Annotated in this window: 15 protein-coding genes; 4 read left to right on the top strand and 11 right to left on the bottom strand. The window is 72.5% G+C overall.

From position 1 onward, the window contains the following. Positions 1-64 precede the first annotated feature (64 nt). From ACYVHU_RS13125 to ACYVHU_RS13115, 3 genes are all read left to right on the top strand, one after another. Positions 65-616: a GNAT family N-acetyltransferase gene (locus ACYVHU_RS13125; RefSeq protein ID WP_078762118.1), complete on the top strand. Its 552-nt coding sequence runs from the start codon at positions 65-67 to the stop codon at positions 614-616. A gap of 132 nt (positions 617-748) precedes the next feature. Continuing rightward, positions 749-1,546: a purine-nucleoside phosphorylase gene (locus ACYVHU_RS13120; protein WP_078762117.1), complete on the top strand. Its 798-nt coding sequence runs from the start codon at positions 749-751 to the stop codon at positions 1,544-1,546. Positions 1,547-1,601: 55 nt separating this feature from the next. Continuing rightward, positions 1,602-3,251 carry a phospho-sugar mutase gene (locus ACYVHU_RS13115; RefSeq protein WP_498948620.1) on the top strand — a complete coding sequence of 550 codons (1,650 nt, stop codon included), beginning with the start codon at positions 1,602-1,604 and terminating at the stop codon, positions 3,249-3,251. 42 nt (positions 3,252-3,293) lie between these two features. Here the strand turns inward: ACYVHU_RS13115 and ACYVHU_RS13110 are convergent, their stop codons facing one another. From ACYVHU_RS13110 to ACYVHU_RS13060, 11 genes are all read right to left on the bottom strand, one after another. Further along, entirely contained in the window at positions 3,294-4,568 is a 1,275-nt protein-coding gene (locus tag ACYVHU_RS13110; RefSeq protein ID WP_498948619.1) for a thymidine phosphorylase, read from the bottom strand. A gap of 57 nt (positions 4,569-4,625) precedes the next feature. Beyond that, positions 4,626-5,072 carry a cytidine deaminase gene (locus ACYVHU_RS13105; RefSeq protein WP_432939230.1) on the bottom strand — a complete coding sequence of 149 codons (447 nt, stop codon included), beginning with the start codon at positions 5,070-5,072 and terminating at the stop codon, positions 4,626-4,628. Next, on the bottom strand, positions 5,048-6,304 hold the full coding sequence (locus ACYVHU_RS13100; RefSeq protein WP_078762113.1) for an ABC transporter permease: 1,257 nt from the start codon (positions 6,302-6,304) through the stop codon (positions 5,048-5,050). The genes ACYVHU_RS13105 and ACYVHU_RS13100 overlap by 25 nt, the downstream gene beginning before the upstream one ends. Further along, positions 6,301-7,725 (bottom strand): ABC transporter permease, encoded by a 1,425-nt coding sequence (locus ACYVHU_RS13095; protein ID WP_078762112.1) that lies wholly within the window; start codon positions 7,723-7,725, stop codon positions 6,301-6,303. Before ACYVHU_RS13095 ends, ACYVHU_RS13100 begins: the two co-directional genes overlap by 4 nt. Next, entirely contained in the window at positions 7,722-9,299 is a 1,578-nt protein-coding gene (locus tag ACYVHU_RS13090; protein WP_078762111.1) for an ABC transporter ATP-binding protein, read from the bottom strand. The genes ACYVHU_RS13095 and ACYVHU_RS13090 overlap by 4 nt, the downstream gene beginning before the upstream one ends. Before the next feature lie 145 nt (positions 9,300-9,444). Further along, the gene (locus ACYVHU_RS13085) at positions 9,445-10,509 is read right to left on the bottom strand and encodes a BMP family lipoprotein (RefSeq protein ID WP_498948615.1); all 1,065 of its coding nucleotides are present in this window, start codon (positions 10,507-10,509) and stop codon (positions 9,445-9,447) included. A 256-nt stretch (positions 10,510-10,765) separates the two neighbouring features. Beyond that, on the bottom strand, positions 10,766-11,533 hold the full coding sequence (locus tag ACYVHU_RS13080; RefSeq protein WP_235000983.1) for an alpha/beta fold hydrolase: 768 nt from the start codon (positions 11,531-11,533) through the stop codon (positions 10,766-10,768). 76 nt (positions 11,534-11,609) lie between these two features. Next, on the bottom strand, positions 11,610-11,930 hold the full coding sequence (locus tag ACYVHU_RS13075) for a biotin/lipoyl-containing protein (protein ID WP_078762108.1): 321 nt from the start codon (positions 11,928-11,930) through the stop codon (positions 11,610-11,612). A 3-nt stretch (positions 11,931-11,933) separates the two neighbouring features. Beyond that, positions 11,934-12,950: an alpha-ketoacid dehydrogenase subunit beta gene (locus tag ACYVHU_RS13070; protein WP_394330054.1), complete on the bottom strand. Its 1,017-nt coding sequence runs from the start codon at positions 12,948-12,950 to the stop codon at positions 11,934-11,936. Continuing rightward, positions 12,947-13,984 carry a thiamine pyrophosphate-dependent dehydrogenase E1 component subunit alpha gene (locus ACYVHU_RS13065; RefSeq protein WP_498948613.1) on the bottom strand — a complete coding sequence of 346 codons (1,038 nt, stop codon included), beginning with the start codon at positions 13,982-13,984 and terminating at the stop codon, positions 12,947-12,949. Before ACYVHU_RS13065 ends, ACYVHU_RS13070 begins: the two co-directional genes overlap by 4 nt. Before the next feature lie 243 nt (positions 13,985-14,227). Continuing rightward, entirely contained in the window at positions 14,228-14,587 is a 360-nt protein-coding gene (locus ACYVHU_RS13060) for a hypothetical protein (protein WP_498948611.1), read from the bottom strand. 198 nt (positions 14,588-14,785) lie between these two features. Between ACYVHU_RS13060 and ACYVHU_RS13055 the strand changes: the two genes are divergently transcribed. Continuing rightward, positions 14,786-15,271: an Lrp/AsnC family transcriptional regulator gene (locus tag ACYVHU_RS13055; protein ID WP_498948610.1), complete on the top strand. Its 486-nt coding sequence runs from the start codon at positions 14,786-14,788 to the stop codon at positions 15,269-15,271. The last annotated feature ends 8 nt before the right edge of the window (positions 15,272-15,279 follow it).

Here is a 15,279-nt window from a genome sequence, read left to right as displayed (position 1 = left end):
TACACCGGTTCGTGGAGTCCCCGCGCCGGATCGGCGCGGGGAGCGGACGACGGCGAGGACGGACATGACCGACAGCAGGAGCATCGGTGCGCCGACCGTGACGGTCGGCCCCGCGGACGTGGAACTGGTACGCCTGGACGGCGACGACCCGCGTACCGGAAACCTGCGGGCGGCCGTGCTCAAACACCGGCTCGCCCCCGGACAGCACCGCTTCAGCGACCTCGCGGTCAACACCCTGCCCCGCGCCGACGCCGACTCCCAGCGGATCCCCTTCGCGGTGGTCGCCGAGGGGACCGCGGTCGGCTTCGGCATCATCGACCGCCGCGGCGCGCCCGCGGAGGTCGTCGCGGACCCCTCCCGCACCGTGTTGTTGCGGGCCTTCTACATCGACTCGCGCTGGCAGGGGCACGGGTTCGGGCGTGGGGCGTGTGCCGCGCTGGACCCGCTGGTGCGCGAGGTCGCCCCCGAGGCCGGCGAGGTGCTGCTCACCGTCAACGAGCACAACCACACGGCGATCCGCGCCTATCTCGCCGGAGGGTTCGGCCACACGGGCTACCGCTACCTGAGCGAGGACACGGGCCCCCAATTCGTGCTGCGTCGCGGGCTCAGGACGTGAAATCGGGGGCCGTGGCCGGGGCAGGAGGCGCCCGCCGGGCGGTTCGCCTTTGCCTCGACGGTCCTCAGCCGCCAGGATGCCACCAACGCGGGCGCGACGCCCCGCCGTGAACGAGGCGAAGGAGAGACGACTGTGAGCAGCAACCCCCATGAGGTGGCGCGCAAGGCCGCCGACGAACTCCGCTCCCGGGCCGGGGTCGACTCCTTCGACGTCGCGCTGGTCATGGGGTCGGGCTGGGTGTCGGCGGCCGACGAGCTGGGCGCGGCCGGCGAGGAGTTCCCGGTCCACGAACTGCCGGGCTTCCTGCCGCCCGCGGTCGAGGGACACGCGGGGTTGGTCCGGGCGGTCAAGGCGGGGGAACGCCGGCTGCTGGTATTCCTCGGGCGCACCCACCTGTACGAGGGGCACGGCACCGACGCGGTCGTGCACAACGTCCGCACCGCCACCGCGGCCGGCGCCTCGACGGTCATCCTCACCAACGCCGCCGGATCCCTGCGCCCGGAGCTGCGGGTGGGGCGTCCCGTCGTGATCGCCGACCACATCAACCTGACCGCCCGTTCCCCGTTGCGCGGAGCGTCCTTCGTCGATCTCACCGACACCTACTCGGCCGCGCTGCGCGCACTCGTCCGCGACATCGACCCCTCGCTCGCCGAGGGCGTCTACGCGGCGATGCCCGGCCCCCACTTCGAGACGCCCGCGGAGATCCGCATGCTGCGCGCCCTCGGCGCCGACCTGGTCGGGATGTCCACCGCGCTGGAGGCGATCGCCGCCAAGGAGCAGGGGGCCGACGTCCTCGGCCTCTCCCTGGTCACCAACGTCGCGGCCGGACTGTCCGATCGGCCGCTGGACCACGAGGAGGTCCTGGAGACCGGGCGCGACGCCGCCCCCGGGGTCGGAAGGCTGCTGGCCGCCATCGTCGAGCGGCTGTGACCCGGGCGGGCCGGTCCCGTCCCAACCGGACAAGGCGGAAAGGCGATCCACCCCCATGGGAGACGACCATCGCGAGCAGGCCCTGGCCTGGCTCGCCGACGACCCCGACCCGCGGACCCGGGCGGAGCTGCGCGCCCTGCTGGACGCCGGCGACGAGGCGGGGCTGGCCGACCGTTTCTCCGGCCGGCTGGAGTTCGGCACGGCCGGGTTGCGGGGCGCCCTGGGGGCCGGCCCCAACCGGATGAACCGGGTGACGGTCATGCGCGCCGCGGCCGGCCTCGCCGCCTGGCTCGGCCCCGGCCGCACCGTGGTCATCGGCTACGACGCCCGGCACGGTTCCGCCCGGTTCGCCCGTGACACCGCGGAGGTGCTCACGGGCGCGGGGTGCGTCGCGCTGACCCTGCCCCGCCCCTTGCCCACCCCGGTGCTGGCCCACACGGTGCGCGCCCTGGCCGCCGACGCCGGCGTCATGGTCACCGCCAGCCACAACCCGCCCGGGGACAACGGTTACAAGGTCTACGTCGGCGGCGCCGGTCCCCACGCCGGCAGCCAGATCGTCCCCCCGGCGGACAGCGAGATCTCCGCGCGGATCGACGAGGTCGGCGCGGTGCGCGCGCTCCCGCGCGGCGACGGCGGACGGGTTCTCGGCGAGGAGGCCGTCGAGCGCTACCTCGACGCGGTGACCGCGCTGCCCCTCGGCCCCGACCGCGGCATCGATCTCACCTACACCGCGCTGCACGGAGTCGGCACGGCGACCCTGCTCGCGGCGTTCGAACGGGCGGGCTTCCCGGCGCCCCGCGTGGTCCGCGAACAGGCCGAGCCCGATCCGGACTTTCCCACGGTGGCCTTCCCCAACCCGGAGGAACCCGGGGCCATGGACCTGGCCTTGGCCGCGGGCGAGCGCGACGGCAGCGACCTGGTCGTCGCCAACGACCCCGACGCCGACCGGCTCGCCGTCGCGGTTCCAGGCCACGGCCTGCTCACCGGCGACGAGATCGGAGGGCTGCTCGCCGAACACGTCCTGACCCACACCCGCGGCCCCGACCGGATCGTCGCCACCACGATCGTCTCGGCGGGCCTGCTGCGCAAGATCGCGGCGGCGCACCGGGTGCGCTACGCCGAGACGCTCACCGGTTTCAAGTGGCTGGTGCGCGCCGGGGACGCCACCGCCCGACCGGTCTTCGCCTACGAGGAGGCGCTGGGGTACTGCCTGGGAGGCGACGGGGGGCGCCCCGTCGCCGACAAGGACGGCATCGGCGCCGCGCTGGCCGTGGCTGCCCTCGCCGCGGGCGCGAAGCGGCGCGGCCGCACGCTCGTCGACCTGCTCGACGACCAGGCGCGCCGCTACGGCCTGCACCTGACCCGGCAGGTGTCGCTGCGCGCGGCGGGGATGGAGGGGGTGGGCGAACGGATGCGCCGGCTGCGCGCCGAACCCCCGGACGACATCGACGGCCTGCCGGTGGAGTCCGTCGAGGACTTCGCGCGGGGACGCGGCGGCCTGCCGGCCACCGACGCGCTGCGCTACCGGCTGGGCGGTGAGGTGGCCGCCCGGGTCACGTTGCGCCCCTCGGGCACCGAACCCAAGCTCAAGGCCTACCTGGAGGTGGCCCTGCCGGCGCCCGGCGACGTCGCGCGGGCGCGCGCCGAAGGGCGCGACCGCCTCGCCGGGATAGGCGAGGCGGTGTCCCGGCTGCTCGACGGGTGAGCCGCGAACGGCGCCGGGACGAGACGGCCCCGGCGCCGGGACTCACCCGTCGATCCGGTCGATGACCAGGGGCAGCGGGTCGTAGCCGCCGTCGATCTCATAGGCCCGCTCCAGCGCCTGGGCGGCGTGGTCGAAACGCCTCGGGTCGTCGGCGTGCAGGGTGAACAACGGTGCCCCGGCGCGGACCTCCTCGCCCGGTTTGACGTGCAGGGTGACGCCGGCACCGGGCACGACCGGGTCCTCCTTGCGGGCCCGTCCCGCCCCCAGCCTCCAGGCCGCCAGCCCCACGGCGCGCGCGTCCAGGCGGGTCAGCAGCCCCGACTCCGCGGCGATCACCCGGCGACGTTCGGCCGCCACCGGCAGGGGCGCGTCGGGATCTCCTCCCTGGGCGGCGACCATCCGCCGCCACACGTCCATCGCCGAGCCGTCGCGCAGCGCGTCGGCCGGGTCCTTGGCCCCCGGGAGGCCCGCAGCCGCCAGCATCTCGCGGGCCAGCGTCACGGTCAGCTCGACCACGTCCTCGGGGCCGCCGCCCGCCAGCACCTCGACCGCCTCGGCGACCTCCAGCGCGTTGCCCACGGCCCGCCCCAACGGGGCCTCCATCGCGGTCAGCAGCGCGACGGTGCCCACGCCGTGGTCGCGGCCGATCCCCACCATGGTGCGGGCGAGCTCCCGCGCCGACGCGGTGTCGCGCATGAACGCGCCGGAACCGACCTTGACGTCGAGCACGAGCGCGCCGGTCCCCTCGGCGAGCTTCTTCGACATGATCGAACTCGCGATGAGGGGGATCGACTCGACCGTCCCGGTGACGTCGCGCAGCGCGTACAGCCTGCGGTCGGCGGGCGCCAGCCCGGGGCCCGCCGCGCACACCACCGCGCCGACGTCGCGCAGCACGCCGCGCATCTCCCCGGGGGTCAGCGACGCCCGCCAGCCGGGGATCGACTCGAGCTTGTCCAGCGTCCCCCCGGTGTGGCCGAGCCCCCGCCCCGACAACTGGGGGACCGCGGCCCCGCAGGCGGCGACGGCCGGGGTGAGGGCGAGGGTGATCTTGTCGCCGACACCGCCGGTGGAGTGCTTGTCGGTGGTGGGCCGGCCCAGGTCGGAGAAGTCCAGGCGCTCGCCGGAACGCAGCATCGCCTCGGTCCACCGGCTGACCTCGGCCGCCGTCATGCCGCGCCACACGATCGCCATGCACAGGGCGGCCATCTGCTCGTCGGGGACCTCCCCGCGCGCGTAGGCGCCGACGACCCAGTCGATCTGGTCGGGAGCCAGCTCGGCGCCGTCGCGCTTGGCGACGATGATGTCGATGACGTCCATTCGCTCTCCTGTAACCCCCGGACGACCGCGGGCCGGCCCCGAGGGGCCGGCCCGGGCTCAACGGGACGGTGGTACCTGAAGGGGTCGGTCGAGGTCGCCGGGGCCGAACGCCTGCGGCAGCACCTCGCTCATCGGTACCACGCCCTTGGGCGTGTCGATCAACAGCAGCGCGCCGCCGTGCTCCCACAGCAACTGCCGGCACCGGCCGCACGGCATGAGCGTGTTGCCGGCGCCGTCCACGCACGTGAACGCCACGAGCCGGCCGCCGCCGCTGGCGTGCAGCTGCGACACCAGACCGCACTCGGCGCACAGGCCCACACCGTAGGAGGCGTTCTCCACGTTGCAGCCGGATACGAGCCGGCCATCGTCGACCAGGGCCGCGGCGCCCACGGGAAACCCCGAGTAGGGCGCGTAGGCGCGTCGCATGGCCGCGGTGGCCGCGGCGCGCAGCCGCGGCCAGTCCACCTCCGCCCCGCCGGTCACGATCCGCCTCCGCGCCGCCATGGCCGTCCGGCCGCGGCGGGTGGTCGGAGGCGTTGCGTGGCCAGCGCCATCACCAGCAGGGTCGCGATGTGCGGGCTGTAGGTGACCAGTTCGCGCGGCAGCGTGTCGGTGAGCAGGTACCAGGCTCCCAACACGACCGCGAACCCGAGCGAGACCCCGGCGACGATCCGCCGCCCGCGCAGCCACTGCCACACCGCCACCGCCACCAGGGCCAGCGCGATCAGCACCAGCAGCGCGTGCACCGCGCCACCGGAGCCGCGGACCTGGAGCGCGTCGGTGTAGCCGAACAGCCCCGCGCCCATCGCCAGACCGCCCGGCCGCCAGTTGCCGAAGATCATCGCGGCCAGGCCGATGTAGCCGCGGCCCCCGGTCTGTCCCTCCTGGTAGATGGAGGAGGCCACCATCGCCAGGAAGACCCCGCCCAGCCCGGCCAGGCCGCCGGACACCAGCACCGCGACGTACTTGTAGCCGTTGACGCGCACCCCCAGCGACTCCGCCGCGTCGGGGTTCTCCCCGCACGAGCGCAGCCGCAACCCGAACGGGGTCCGCCACAGCAGCCAGTAGCTCGCGGGGACCAGCAGGATCGCCAGCAGTGTCACCACCGACATGTCCGTGGTCAGGCCGATGACGAGCCCGGCCAGGTCGGAGACGAGGAACCACTGCCGCTCCTCGACCGGACCGAGCAGGCTATCGACGAAGGGCAGGCCGACCCGGGGGAAACCCGGCAACGGCGGCGACTGCGACGCGCCACCGCCCGGCGCGTCCTGGAAGTACAGGATCGACAGGTAGCGCATCGCGCCGACCGCCAGGATGTTGATCGCGACGCCGGAGACGATGTGGTCCACGCCGAACGTCACGGTCGCCACCGCGTGGATGAGCCCGCCGAACACGCCGCCCAGGACACCGGCGACCAGGCCGGCCCACGGGTTGCCGGTCGTGTAGGCGGCGAAGGCGCCGAACCAGGTGCCGAACACCATCATGCCCTCAAGGCCGATGTTCACGACACCGGCGCGCTCGGCCCACAGGCCGCCCAGGCCGGCCAGGCCGATCGGCACGGCGAAGGCGAGGGTGGCCTGGATCGTCCCGCTACCGGTCAGCACGGGCTGGCCGGTGAACATGCGCACCGCCGACAGCGCCACGAACGCGGCGAAGACGATGCTGAGGATGCGCCAGCGGTTGCGGGCGCGCGGCGGCGCGACCTGTGGGGTCGCCACCTCCAGGGTCTGGCTCATGACGTCGCCACCTTCACCCGGCCGAGTTCCTTACCGACTTGCTGCTGTTCGTAGCGCCGGCCCCAGCGGTGGACGATCTCGTAGACCACCACGACGGTCAGCACGATCGTGGCCTGGGTGACCACCGCGATCTCCTTGGGGATGCCATCGATGTCGAGGATCTGCGCCGAGTGGTTCAAGAATCCCCAGAACAGGGCGGCCAAGGCGATGCCCACCGGGTGGTTGCGGCCCAGCAGCGCGATCGCGATCCCGGTGAAGCCGAGGCCCGTGGGGAAGTCCAGCGCGTAGTAGTGGGAGTCCCCGAGCAGCTGCGGCATGCCGACCAGCCCGGCCACCATGCCGGAGATGACCATCGAGATCAGCACCATCTTCTTGACGTCGACGCCGCTGGCCTGGGCCGCGGTCGCCGACTGTCCGGTGGCGCGCAGGTCGAAACCGAACCTGGTGCGGTTGAGCAGCAGCCAGTAGCCGACCCCCACCGCGACCGCCAGCAGGCTCAGTCCGAAGATCTCGCGGTCGGCCCCCATGAAGCCGGCGGGGATCCCGGGGATCCAGCCGGACTCGGGGATGGGGGGCGTGCCGACGTTGTTCGTACCGATCTCGATGGCCAGCCGGTCGGTGCTGAGCAGGTAGGCGGTGATGCCGGTCGCGATCGAGTTGAGCATGATCGTGGAGATCACCTCGGAGACGCCGCGCGTCACCTTCAGGTATCCCGCGATCCCCGCCCAGAAACCGCCCACGGCGACCGCGACCAGGATGATGACGAACTGGTGCAGGCCGGGGGGCAGCACCCACGCGCCACCGACGGCCGCGGCGAGCAGCGCGGCCAGCCGGTACTGGCCGTCCACGCCGATGTTGAACAGCTTCATCTTGAAGCCGATCGCCACCGCGACCGCCGACAGGTAGTAGGTGGTGGCGGTGTTGATGATGGTGACGATGCTGTCGGGCTGGCTGCCGTAGGACAGCATCCGCCCGAAGGTGTAGACCGGGTCGACGCCGGTGACCAGCAGGACCAGCGCGGTCAGGGCGAAGGCGAGCACGCCGGCGATGGCGACGGCCGAGATGGCCAACGACAGCAGCGTGCCCAGCCGGCGGTGCAGCCAGAACCCGAGAAGGGAGCCGACCAGCGCGCCCAGCGGGTAGGCGACCGGCTCGATCAGCCACAGGTCGGCGATGACCGCGGTGAGCAGGCCCAGGAGGATCGCGAGGGCGCCGGCGACCAGGGGGACGAGCCGGCGGTGCAGCGGCGAGGCCGCCTCGCCGGAGCCCCGGGGCCCCAGCAGCGCCGCGCAGGCCGCGGCGACGGCCACACCGATCGCCAGGGCGACGGGCGCGATGAGCCCCAGGTCCAGCAGGGCCGTGACGGCGACGCCGACCACGCCGGTGACCGCGGCGGCGACGGCGGGAGTGGACGTGATCATGCCTCAGCCTCGTCTTCCCGAGGGCCCGGTTCCTCGTCGTCACTGCTCAGGCCGGCGCCGGTCATCGCCGAGCCGAGCTGTTCGGGGGTGACCGTGGCGGGGTCGGCCTCGGCGACCAGCCTGCCGCGCAGGATCACGTGCAAGGTGTCGGACATGCCGATGAGCTCGTCGAGGTCGGCGGAGATCAGCAGCACGGCCAGCCCCTTGGCGCGGGCGGCCCGCAGGTGGCCCCAGATGGCGGCCTGGGCGCCGACGTCGACGCCGCGCGTGGGGTGCGCGGCCACCAGGACCTTGGGGTCGTGGCTCATCTCCCGGCCGACGATCAGCTTCTGCTGGTTTCCGCCGCTCAGCGCGCCGGCGAGGACGTCGATCCCCGGCGTGCGCACGTCGTACTCGGCGACGATGCGCTCGGTGTCGGCGCGCGCGCCGGCCCGGTCGATGAGGAGGCCCTTGGAGTTGGGGGGCTGGGTCTGGTGGCCGAGGACGCGGTTCTCCCACAGCGGCGACTCCAGCAGGACACCGTGGCGGTGACGGTCCTCGGGGACGTAGCCGATGCCGGCCTCCCGGATCGCCCGGGTCGTCCACCCGGTGATGTCGGTGCCGCCGAGCTCGACGCGGCCGGAGACCGCGGGACGCATCCCCATGATCGTCTCGATCAGCTCCGACTGGCCGTTGCCCTCGACCCCGGCGATGCCGACGATCTCGCCGCGGCGGATCCGCAGTGACACGTCCTGGAGCACGGGTCGGCCGTCCGCGGCCTCGACCCGCAGGTCACGCAGGTCGAGCACGACCTCGTCGGTGACCGTGGACTCGCGCAGCCCGGGAACGGGCAGCTCCCCGCCGACCATGAGCGAGGCCAGGTCCCGGGCGGTGGTGCCCGAGGGGTCCACCGTGGCGACGGTGGTACCGCGCCGGATCACCGTGATCGTGTCGGCGACGGAGAGCACCTCGTCCAGCTTGTGCGAGATGAAGATGACGGTCAGGCCCTCGCGCTTGAGCTCGCGCAGGTTGTCGAAGAGCTCGTCGACCTCCTGCGGGACCAGGACCGCGGTGGGCTCGTCGAGGATGACGATGCGGGCGCCACGGTAGAGGACCTTGAGGATCTCCACGCGCTGACGGTCGCCGACGCCGAGTTCCTCCATGAGCCGGTCGGGGTCCACGCGCAGCCCGTACTGGGCCGACAGCTCCCGCACGCGTGCGCGCGCCCTGGCCCCGATGCCGTGCAGGCGCTCGGCGCCCAAGACGACGTTCTCCAGGACCGTGAGGTTGTCCGCGAGCATGAAGTGCTGGTGGACCATGCCGATGCCATGCGCGATGGCGTCGGAGGGCGAGTGCAGCCGTACGACCTGGCCGTCCACCGAGACGGTGCCCTCGTCGGGCTGGTGCATGCCGTACAGCGTCTTCATCAGTGTCGACTTGCCGGCGCCGTTCTCGCCCACGATCGCGTGGACGCTACCGGGGCGGACGGTGATGTTGATGTCGTGGTTGGCCACGACTCCGGGAAACCGCTTGGTGATCCCGCGCAGCTCGACGGCGGGAGGTGCCGCCCCGCCGCCGGATTGCGTGCTGCTCATCCGACTCCTAGATGTGGATTGAGGGCCGCCTCACGCCTCGTGGGCGCGGCGCGGCTGCGTCAACGACGGAACGCGACGCGATGAGGGCCGGGACGCCTCGGGGCACGCTCCCCGGACGGCCCGGCCGCGTGGACGACCGGCCGGGTCACGGCTCGGTCGGGACCTCGATCTCGCCGTCGATGATCTTCTGCTTGAGCTCGTCGAGCTCCTCCTGGATGTCGGCGATCTCCTCCTCGTTGGAGGTGCTGTAGTCGACGCCGCCGCCGGCCAGGTCGAAGCGCTGGATGCCGGACTGGGCGTTGCCCTCGGCCACCGACTTGACGAACTCGAACACCGCGACGTCGACGTCCTTGAGCGCGGAGGTCAGCACGTGCGGCTTCTGGTCGTCGGCGGCGTTCTGATACTGGTCGCTGTCGACGCCGATGAACAGCTTGTCGTTGGCGACCGCGGAGTTGAGCACGCCGTTGCCGGAGGCGCCGGCGGCGTGGTAGATGACGTCGGCGCCGGCGTCGTACTGGCCGTCGGCGGTGGACTCGCCGCGGGCCGGGTCCTGGAAGCCGTTCATGTCCGGCGGCTGGGTCAGGTAGGCCCGCTCGATCTCGATGTCGGGGGTGATCTCCTGGGCGCCGGCGACGAACCCGGCCTCGAACTTGCGGATCAGCGGGGTCTCGACACCGCCGATGAAGCCGATGTGGTCGGCCTCGCTCTTGAGGGCGGCCGCCGCGCCGGCGAGGAAGGAGGCCTCCTCCTCGGCGAAGACCAGGCTGGTGATGTTGTCGATGCCCTCGATCTCGGAGTCGACGATGGCGAAGTGGACGTCGGGGTACTCCGGGGCGACCTTCTTCATCGGCTCGGCGTAGGCGAAGCCGACGCCGATGACGACGTTGTAGCCCTCCTCCGCCATCAGCTTGAGCCGCTCCTCCTTGTCGGTGTCGGCCTCGCCCTCCGTCGGTTCGAGGTCGCGGACCTCGGTGACGTCGAGTTCCTCCTGGACCTGCTGGAGGCCGCGGTAGGCCGAGTCGTTGAACGACTTGTCCCCGCGCCCGCCGACGTCGTAGGCGAGACCAACCTTGAGGGCCTCGCCGCTCTGGTTCTCCTCGCCGCCGCCCTCGGCCTGGCCACCGGCGCTGCTGTCACAGGCGGTCATGGCCAGACACAGGGCGCCGGCCGCCGCGGCGGCGGCGGTCCTGGCGATCATGTTGCGCTTCACGCTTCCTCCATCCGAGCCCGCAGCGGCTCGCCGACGTGCGAACTCGCTGGGTTGTGCAGCCGGACACTATCCCGTCCGCTAAAAGTCACCAATCAGCGCATAAAGGTTGTTATGAAGGCGAGAGCGGAGCGAAACGGACGTTACAAAGGCCACTCTCCCCTGTTCCCATCGTCACCTTCCCGCAGGTGACGACATGAATGCGGAACGACAGGACCGGCCGGGGAGAGACGGCCGGTCCTGAGTGGGAAAGCGATATTCAGGATGTCCGGAAAGAGGGGCTCTCCGCGGAGAGGAAATCCCGGACCGCTCGTTTGAACGCCTGAGCCGACACCGCGGTCAGGTGGTCGCGCCGCGGTATCCGCACCACGGCGTCACCCCGGCCCGGCGCGGCCAGGGCCTCCATCCCCTCCGCCAGCGCGTCGCGCTCCCCGGCGACGAGGAGGAGGCGAACCCCCACGGGAGCGGGATCGGGGGAGAAGGGCCGGGACATCTGCCCGCGCACACAGGCGGTCAGGGCCACAGGGTCGGCGCCGGGCGCGGCCACGGCGGCGCGGAACACCCGGTCGAAGGGGGCCTCCCCCGAGCCGGGGGAGGCCGGGTCCACGTCGGCGAAGGGGTCCGACGGACCGAACCCGCCGAGCACCACCCGACGCGCCCGCCCGGGGAAACGCGCCGCGAACTCCCACCCCAGCCGGGCCCCCATCGAGTACCCGACCACGTCGGCCCGCCCCACCCCGAGCGCGTCGAGCAACCGCGCCACGTCGCCGGCCAGCACCTCCGGGAGATAGGCGTCGGGAGTGTGGGGCCGTGCGCTGCCGCCGTGCCCGCGCAGGTCCAGGCCGACCACCTCCCCGCCCGCCTCCTCCAACGCGCGGACCCACCCGGTCCGCACCCACCCGGACTCGAAGTCCGACCCGAAGCCGTGCAGCAGTACAACGGGGGGACGGGAGGCGTGGGAAGGACCGAGGCGCGCGTAACGCAGTGGGACGGGACCGGGCAGCGTCTGGTACATGTCGGCGCTCATCTCGTGGTGGCCTGGCAAAGCCCGCGTCGGGTCGGGGAGAGGGGGTTTCGGCCGCCCGGATCACGGCGGCCCCGGTTCACTCGGCCGGAGGGCGCAGGCGCACCCTGCGGGTCGGGCGTTCCCCGCCGGGCACCGTCCCCACGATCCCGGCGGCGGAGTCCACCTCGAAGGTCACCAGGGCCGCGCCGACCCGCAGGGTCTCCTCCTCGGAGGCGTGCAGCCGCACGACGGTGCCGCTGCACGGGGAGGGGATCTCCACCGCGGACTTCGTGGTCTCCAGCTCCACCAGCGGCTGGTTGCGCTCGACACGCTCGCCGGGGCGCACCAGCCACTCCAACACGGTCGCCTCGACCAGGCCCTCACCGAGATCGGGCAGGGCGAACGTCTGTTCGGCCACGGGTCACGCCTCCAGGGTGCGCTGGACCGCGAGCAGGACGCGGTCGAGGGTCGGCAGGTACTGCGGCTCCAGGGGGCCGGCCGGATAGGGCACGTCGAACCCGGTGACGCGCTGCACCGGCGCCAGGAGATCGCCGAACGTCCGTTCGGTGATGAGGGCGGCGACCTCCGCGCCCAGCCCGGCGGTCAACGGGGCCTCGTGCACCACGACGGCGCGCCGGGTCCGCGCCACCGAGGCGGCCAGCCCGTCGGCGTCGATCGGCTTGAGCCAGCGCAGGTCCACCACCTCCAGGTCCACGCCGTCCTCGGCGGCCAGGTCGGCGACCTGGAGACACCGGTGCACCATCGCCCCCCAGGCGACCAGCGTCGCGTGCCGTCCGGGACGGACCACCCGGCTGCTCCCGATGGGCTCGGTGGGCTCGGCGAGCTCGGCCGGGCCGCGGTCCCAGTAGCGCGCCTTGGGCTCCATGTAGATCACCGGGTCGTCGGCGCGCACGGACTGCAGCAGCAGACGGTAGGCGTCGGCGGGATCGGAGGGGGCGCACACCTTCAGGCCGGGGACGTGGGCGAACAGCGCCTCCAGGCTCTCGCCGTGGTGTTCGGGCGCCTGGATGCCCCCGAAACTGGGCAGCCGCAGGGTGATGGGCATCGGCGCGGTGCCGCGGCTGCGGTAGTGCATGCGGGCCATCTGGTTGACGATCTGGTCCAGCGCCGGATAGGCGAACCCGTCGAACTGCAGCTCGGGGATGGGCCGCCAGCCGTTCATCGCCAGCCCCACCGCCAGCCCGACGATGCCGGACTCGGCCAGGGGGGTGTCGAACACCCGCTCCGCGCCGAACCGGCGTTGCAGGCCGTCGGTGACCCGGAAGACGCCGCCCAGCCGGCCGACGTCCTCCCCGAACACCAGCGTGGTGGGGTCCTCCTCCAGGACCTTCTCCAGGGCGAGGTTGATGGCCTGTTGCATCGAGGGGCCCCGGGCCGGTGCGGGCACGGGTTCCTCCGCGATCGACAGTTCGGTCACAGCTCTGCCTCCTCACGCCAGGCGCGCTGCTGGGCGCGCAGTGCCTCGGTGGGTTCGCGGTAGACGTGGGTGAACATCTCCTCGCCACCGGGGGGCGGGGCGCTGCTGACGCCGTCGCGGATCCGGATGGCCTGTTCGCCCGCCTCGCGTTCGGCCTCCTCGAAGAAGGCGGTGTCGGCGTGGCCGTCGCGCTCAAGGACGGCGCGCAGGCGCGCGATCGGGTCGCGTCCGCGCCATCGCCGTTCCTCGTCGGGGTCGCGGTAGCGGCCGGGATCGTCGGAGGTGGAGTGCGGCCCCAGGCGGTAGGTGCGCGCCTCGATCACCGAGGGGCCGGCGCCGGAGCGGGCCCGTTCCAGTGCCTCGCGCACGGCCGCGTGCACGGCGACCACGTCGTTGCCGTCGACGGTGACACCGGGCATGCCGTAACCGGCGGCGCGCGCGGCGATCGACCCGCCGGCGACCTGCCGGTCGTTGGGTACCGAGAGCGCCCACTGGTTGTTCTGGCAGAAGAAGACGACGGGGGCGGCGAAGACGGCGGCGAAGTTCATGGCCTCGTGGACGTCCCCCTCGGAGCTGGCGCCGTCCCCGAAGTAGGCGATCGCGCAGCCGGGGTCGCCGCGCAGGCGTTCGCCCAGCGCCCAGCCCACCGCGTGCGGCACCGGGCCGCCCACGACGGCGTTGATCGGGGCGAAGCGCGAGCGCATCGGGTCATAAAGCCCGCCGTGCCACAGCGCGCGGTGGCTGGCCAGGTAACCGACCATGTCCACGTCCAGCGCCAGCGCGACGGCCATCTCCCGGTAGGTGGGGAAGGCGAAGTCGTGGTCGCGGTCCAGCGCCGCGGCGCTGCCGACCTGGGCGGCCTCCTGGCCGCGCAGCGAGACGTAGGCGGGGAAGACGCCCTGGCGTTGCAGGGCGACGGCCTCCTCGTCGAGCAGTCGGGCGGTGAGCATGGTGCGGTAGAAGTCCCGCAGGAGGGCGGGGGAGGCGGTGCCGGTCGTCTCAGGGTGTGGATCCGCTGGTTGGGGCGCGGACATGGGGGCGGCTCCCTCCGAACGGTGACAGGGGGGACGGATCTCATCGTCCAGCCCTGATTGTGGGCAGGAGGTGAACGCCCGCGCCAGATCATGGCGAAAAATAGCAACGAATGTAGATGAAACCCCTTTTTCGTGCGCTTCAGTCTAGAAACGAGGGGTGGAGGACGGGCCGAATAGGACACGATGCCAAACGCGGAGAATCACCCCCCGCATCTCCGCGGCGAACACCTGCCGGGGCGTGGCTCACAGCCCCCCGAAGGGGTCGGGAGGCAGCGCGTCCTGCCCGGTCACCTCGGCGTCGGCCGCGTTGACCACCGGGACGTACTCCTCGTCGATCTCGAACCGTTGACCGCCCAGCTCGAACGACGGGGGAGGGCCGGGGTCGATGGGGCCGATGCGCACGTTCCTGGGGAAGACGTGCCAGACCCCCTTGGGGTGGTTGCGGCTCCACAGCCTGTTGGCCAGCACCGTCACGCTGGAGTCGGTGACGATCACCACGAAGAATGTCGTGTCGTTGTGCGAGGCTGGGAAGATGTAGCGGATCTCGGCGCCTTCGGGCAGGAGGGCGCGTGCGCGCTCGCGCACCGTGGTGGAGACGGGCACGGTCGGCGCCCCCTTTCGCGCGGCGGCGGTTGCGGCCGTTGTCCTCATAGTACGGGGGCGGGCCCCGGTGGTCCTCTGGGCCGCTACTGAAAAACCCGGAAAAAACGACGTTTCGTCTCGATAATTGAGAATGGCATGGACGCTGTTGTCCTTTTGCTGGTATTTCGTACCTTGTTGTCTTGAGTGGGGAGCGGGCGCATGGTCGGTGGAGAACAGGGGCGGGCCGGGCGGCTCCCGGATGCCGTCGACCGTACGATCATCGGCGCGCTGGCCGATGACGCGCGGACCGGCATCACCGAGGTCGCCGCGCTGGCCAACGTCTCCCGGGCCACCGCCTACAACCGCATCAGGCGCCTCACCGACGACGGGGTCATCCGCGGCTACTCCGTCATCACCGATCACGCCAAGATGGGGCTGGGGGTCACCGCGCTGGTGCTGATCTCGGGCAGCCAGCCCGACTGGCGCGCCAACCGCGAGGTCCTGTCCTCCTACCCCGAGGTCGAGTACTGCTGGTACGTCGTCGGATCGGCGGACATCGTGCTGCTCGTCCGCGTCGCCGACACCAACCAGCTCCGCGACCTCATCCTGACCCGCCTGCAGGCGCTTCCCGGCGTGACCGCCACCCAGACCCTCACCGTCATCGACGAGGTCGTGCACCGGCCGGTCGTGCGCCCCGTGGGCTGACCACCTCC

The organism is Marinactinospora endophytica (assembly GCF_054780875.1).
Note: the sequence above shows the minus strand (reverse complement) of the source record. Positions and strands in the feature narration are given on the sequence as shown.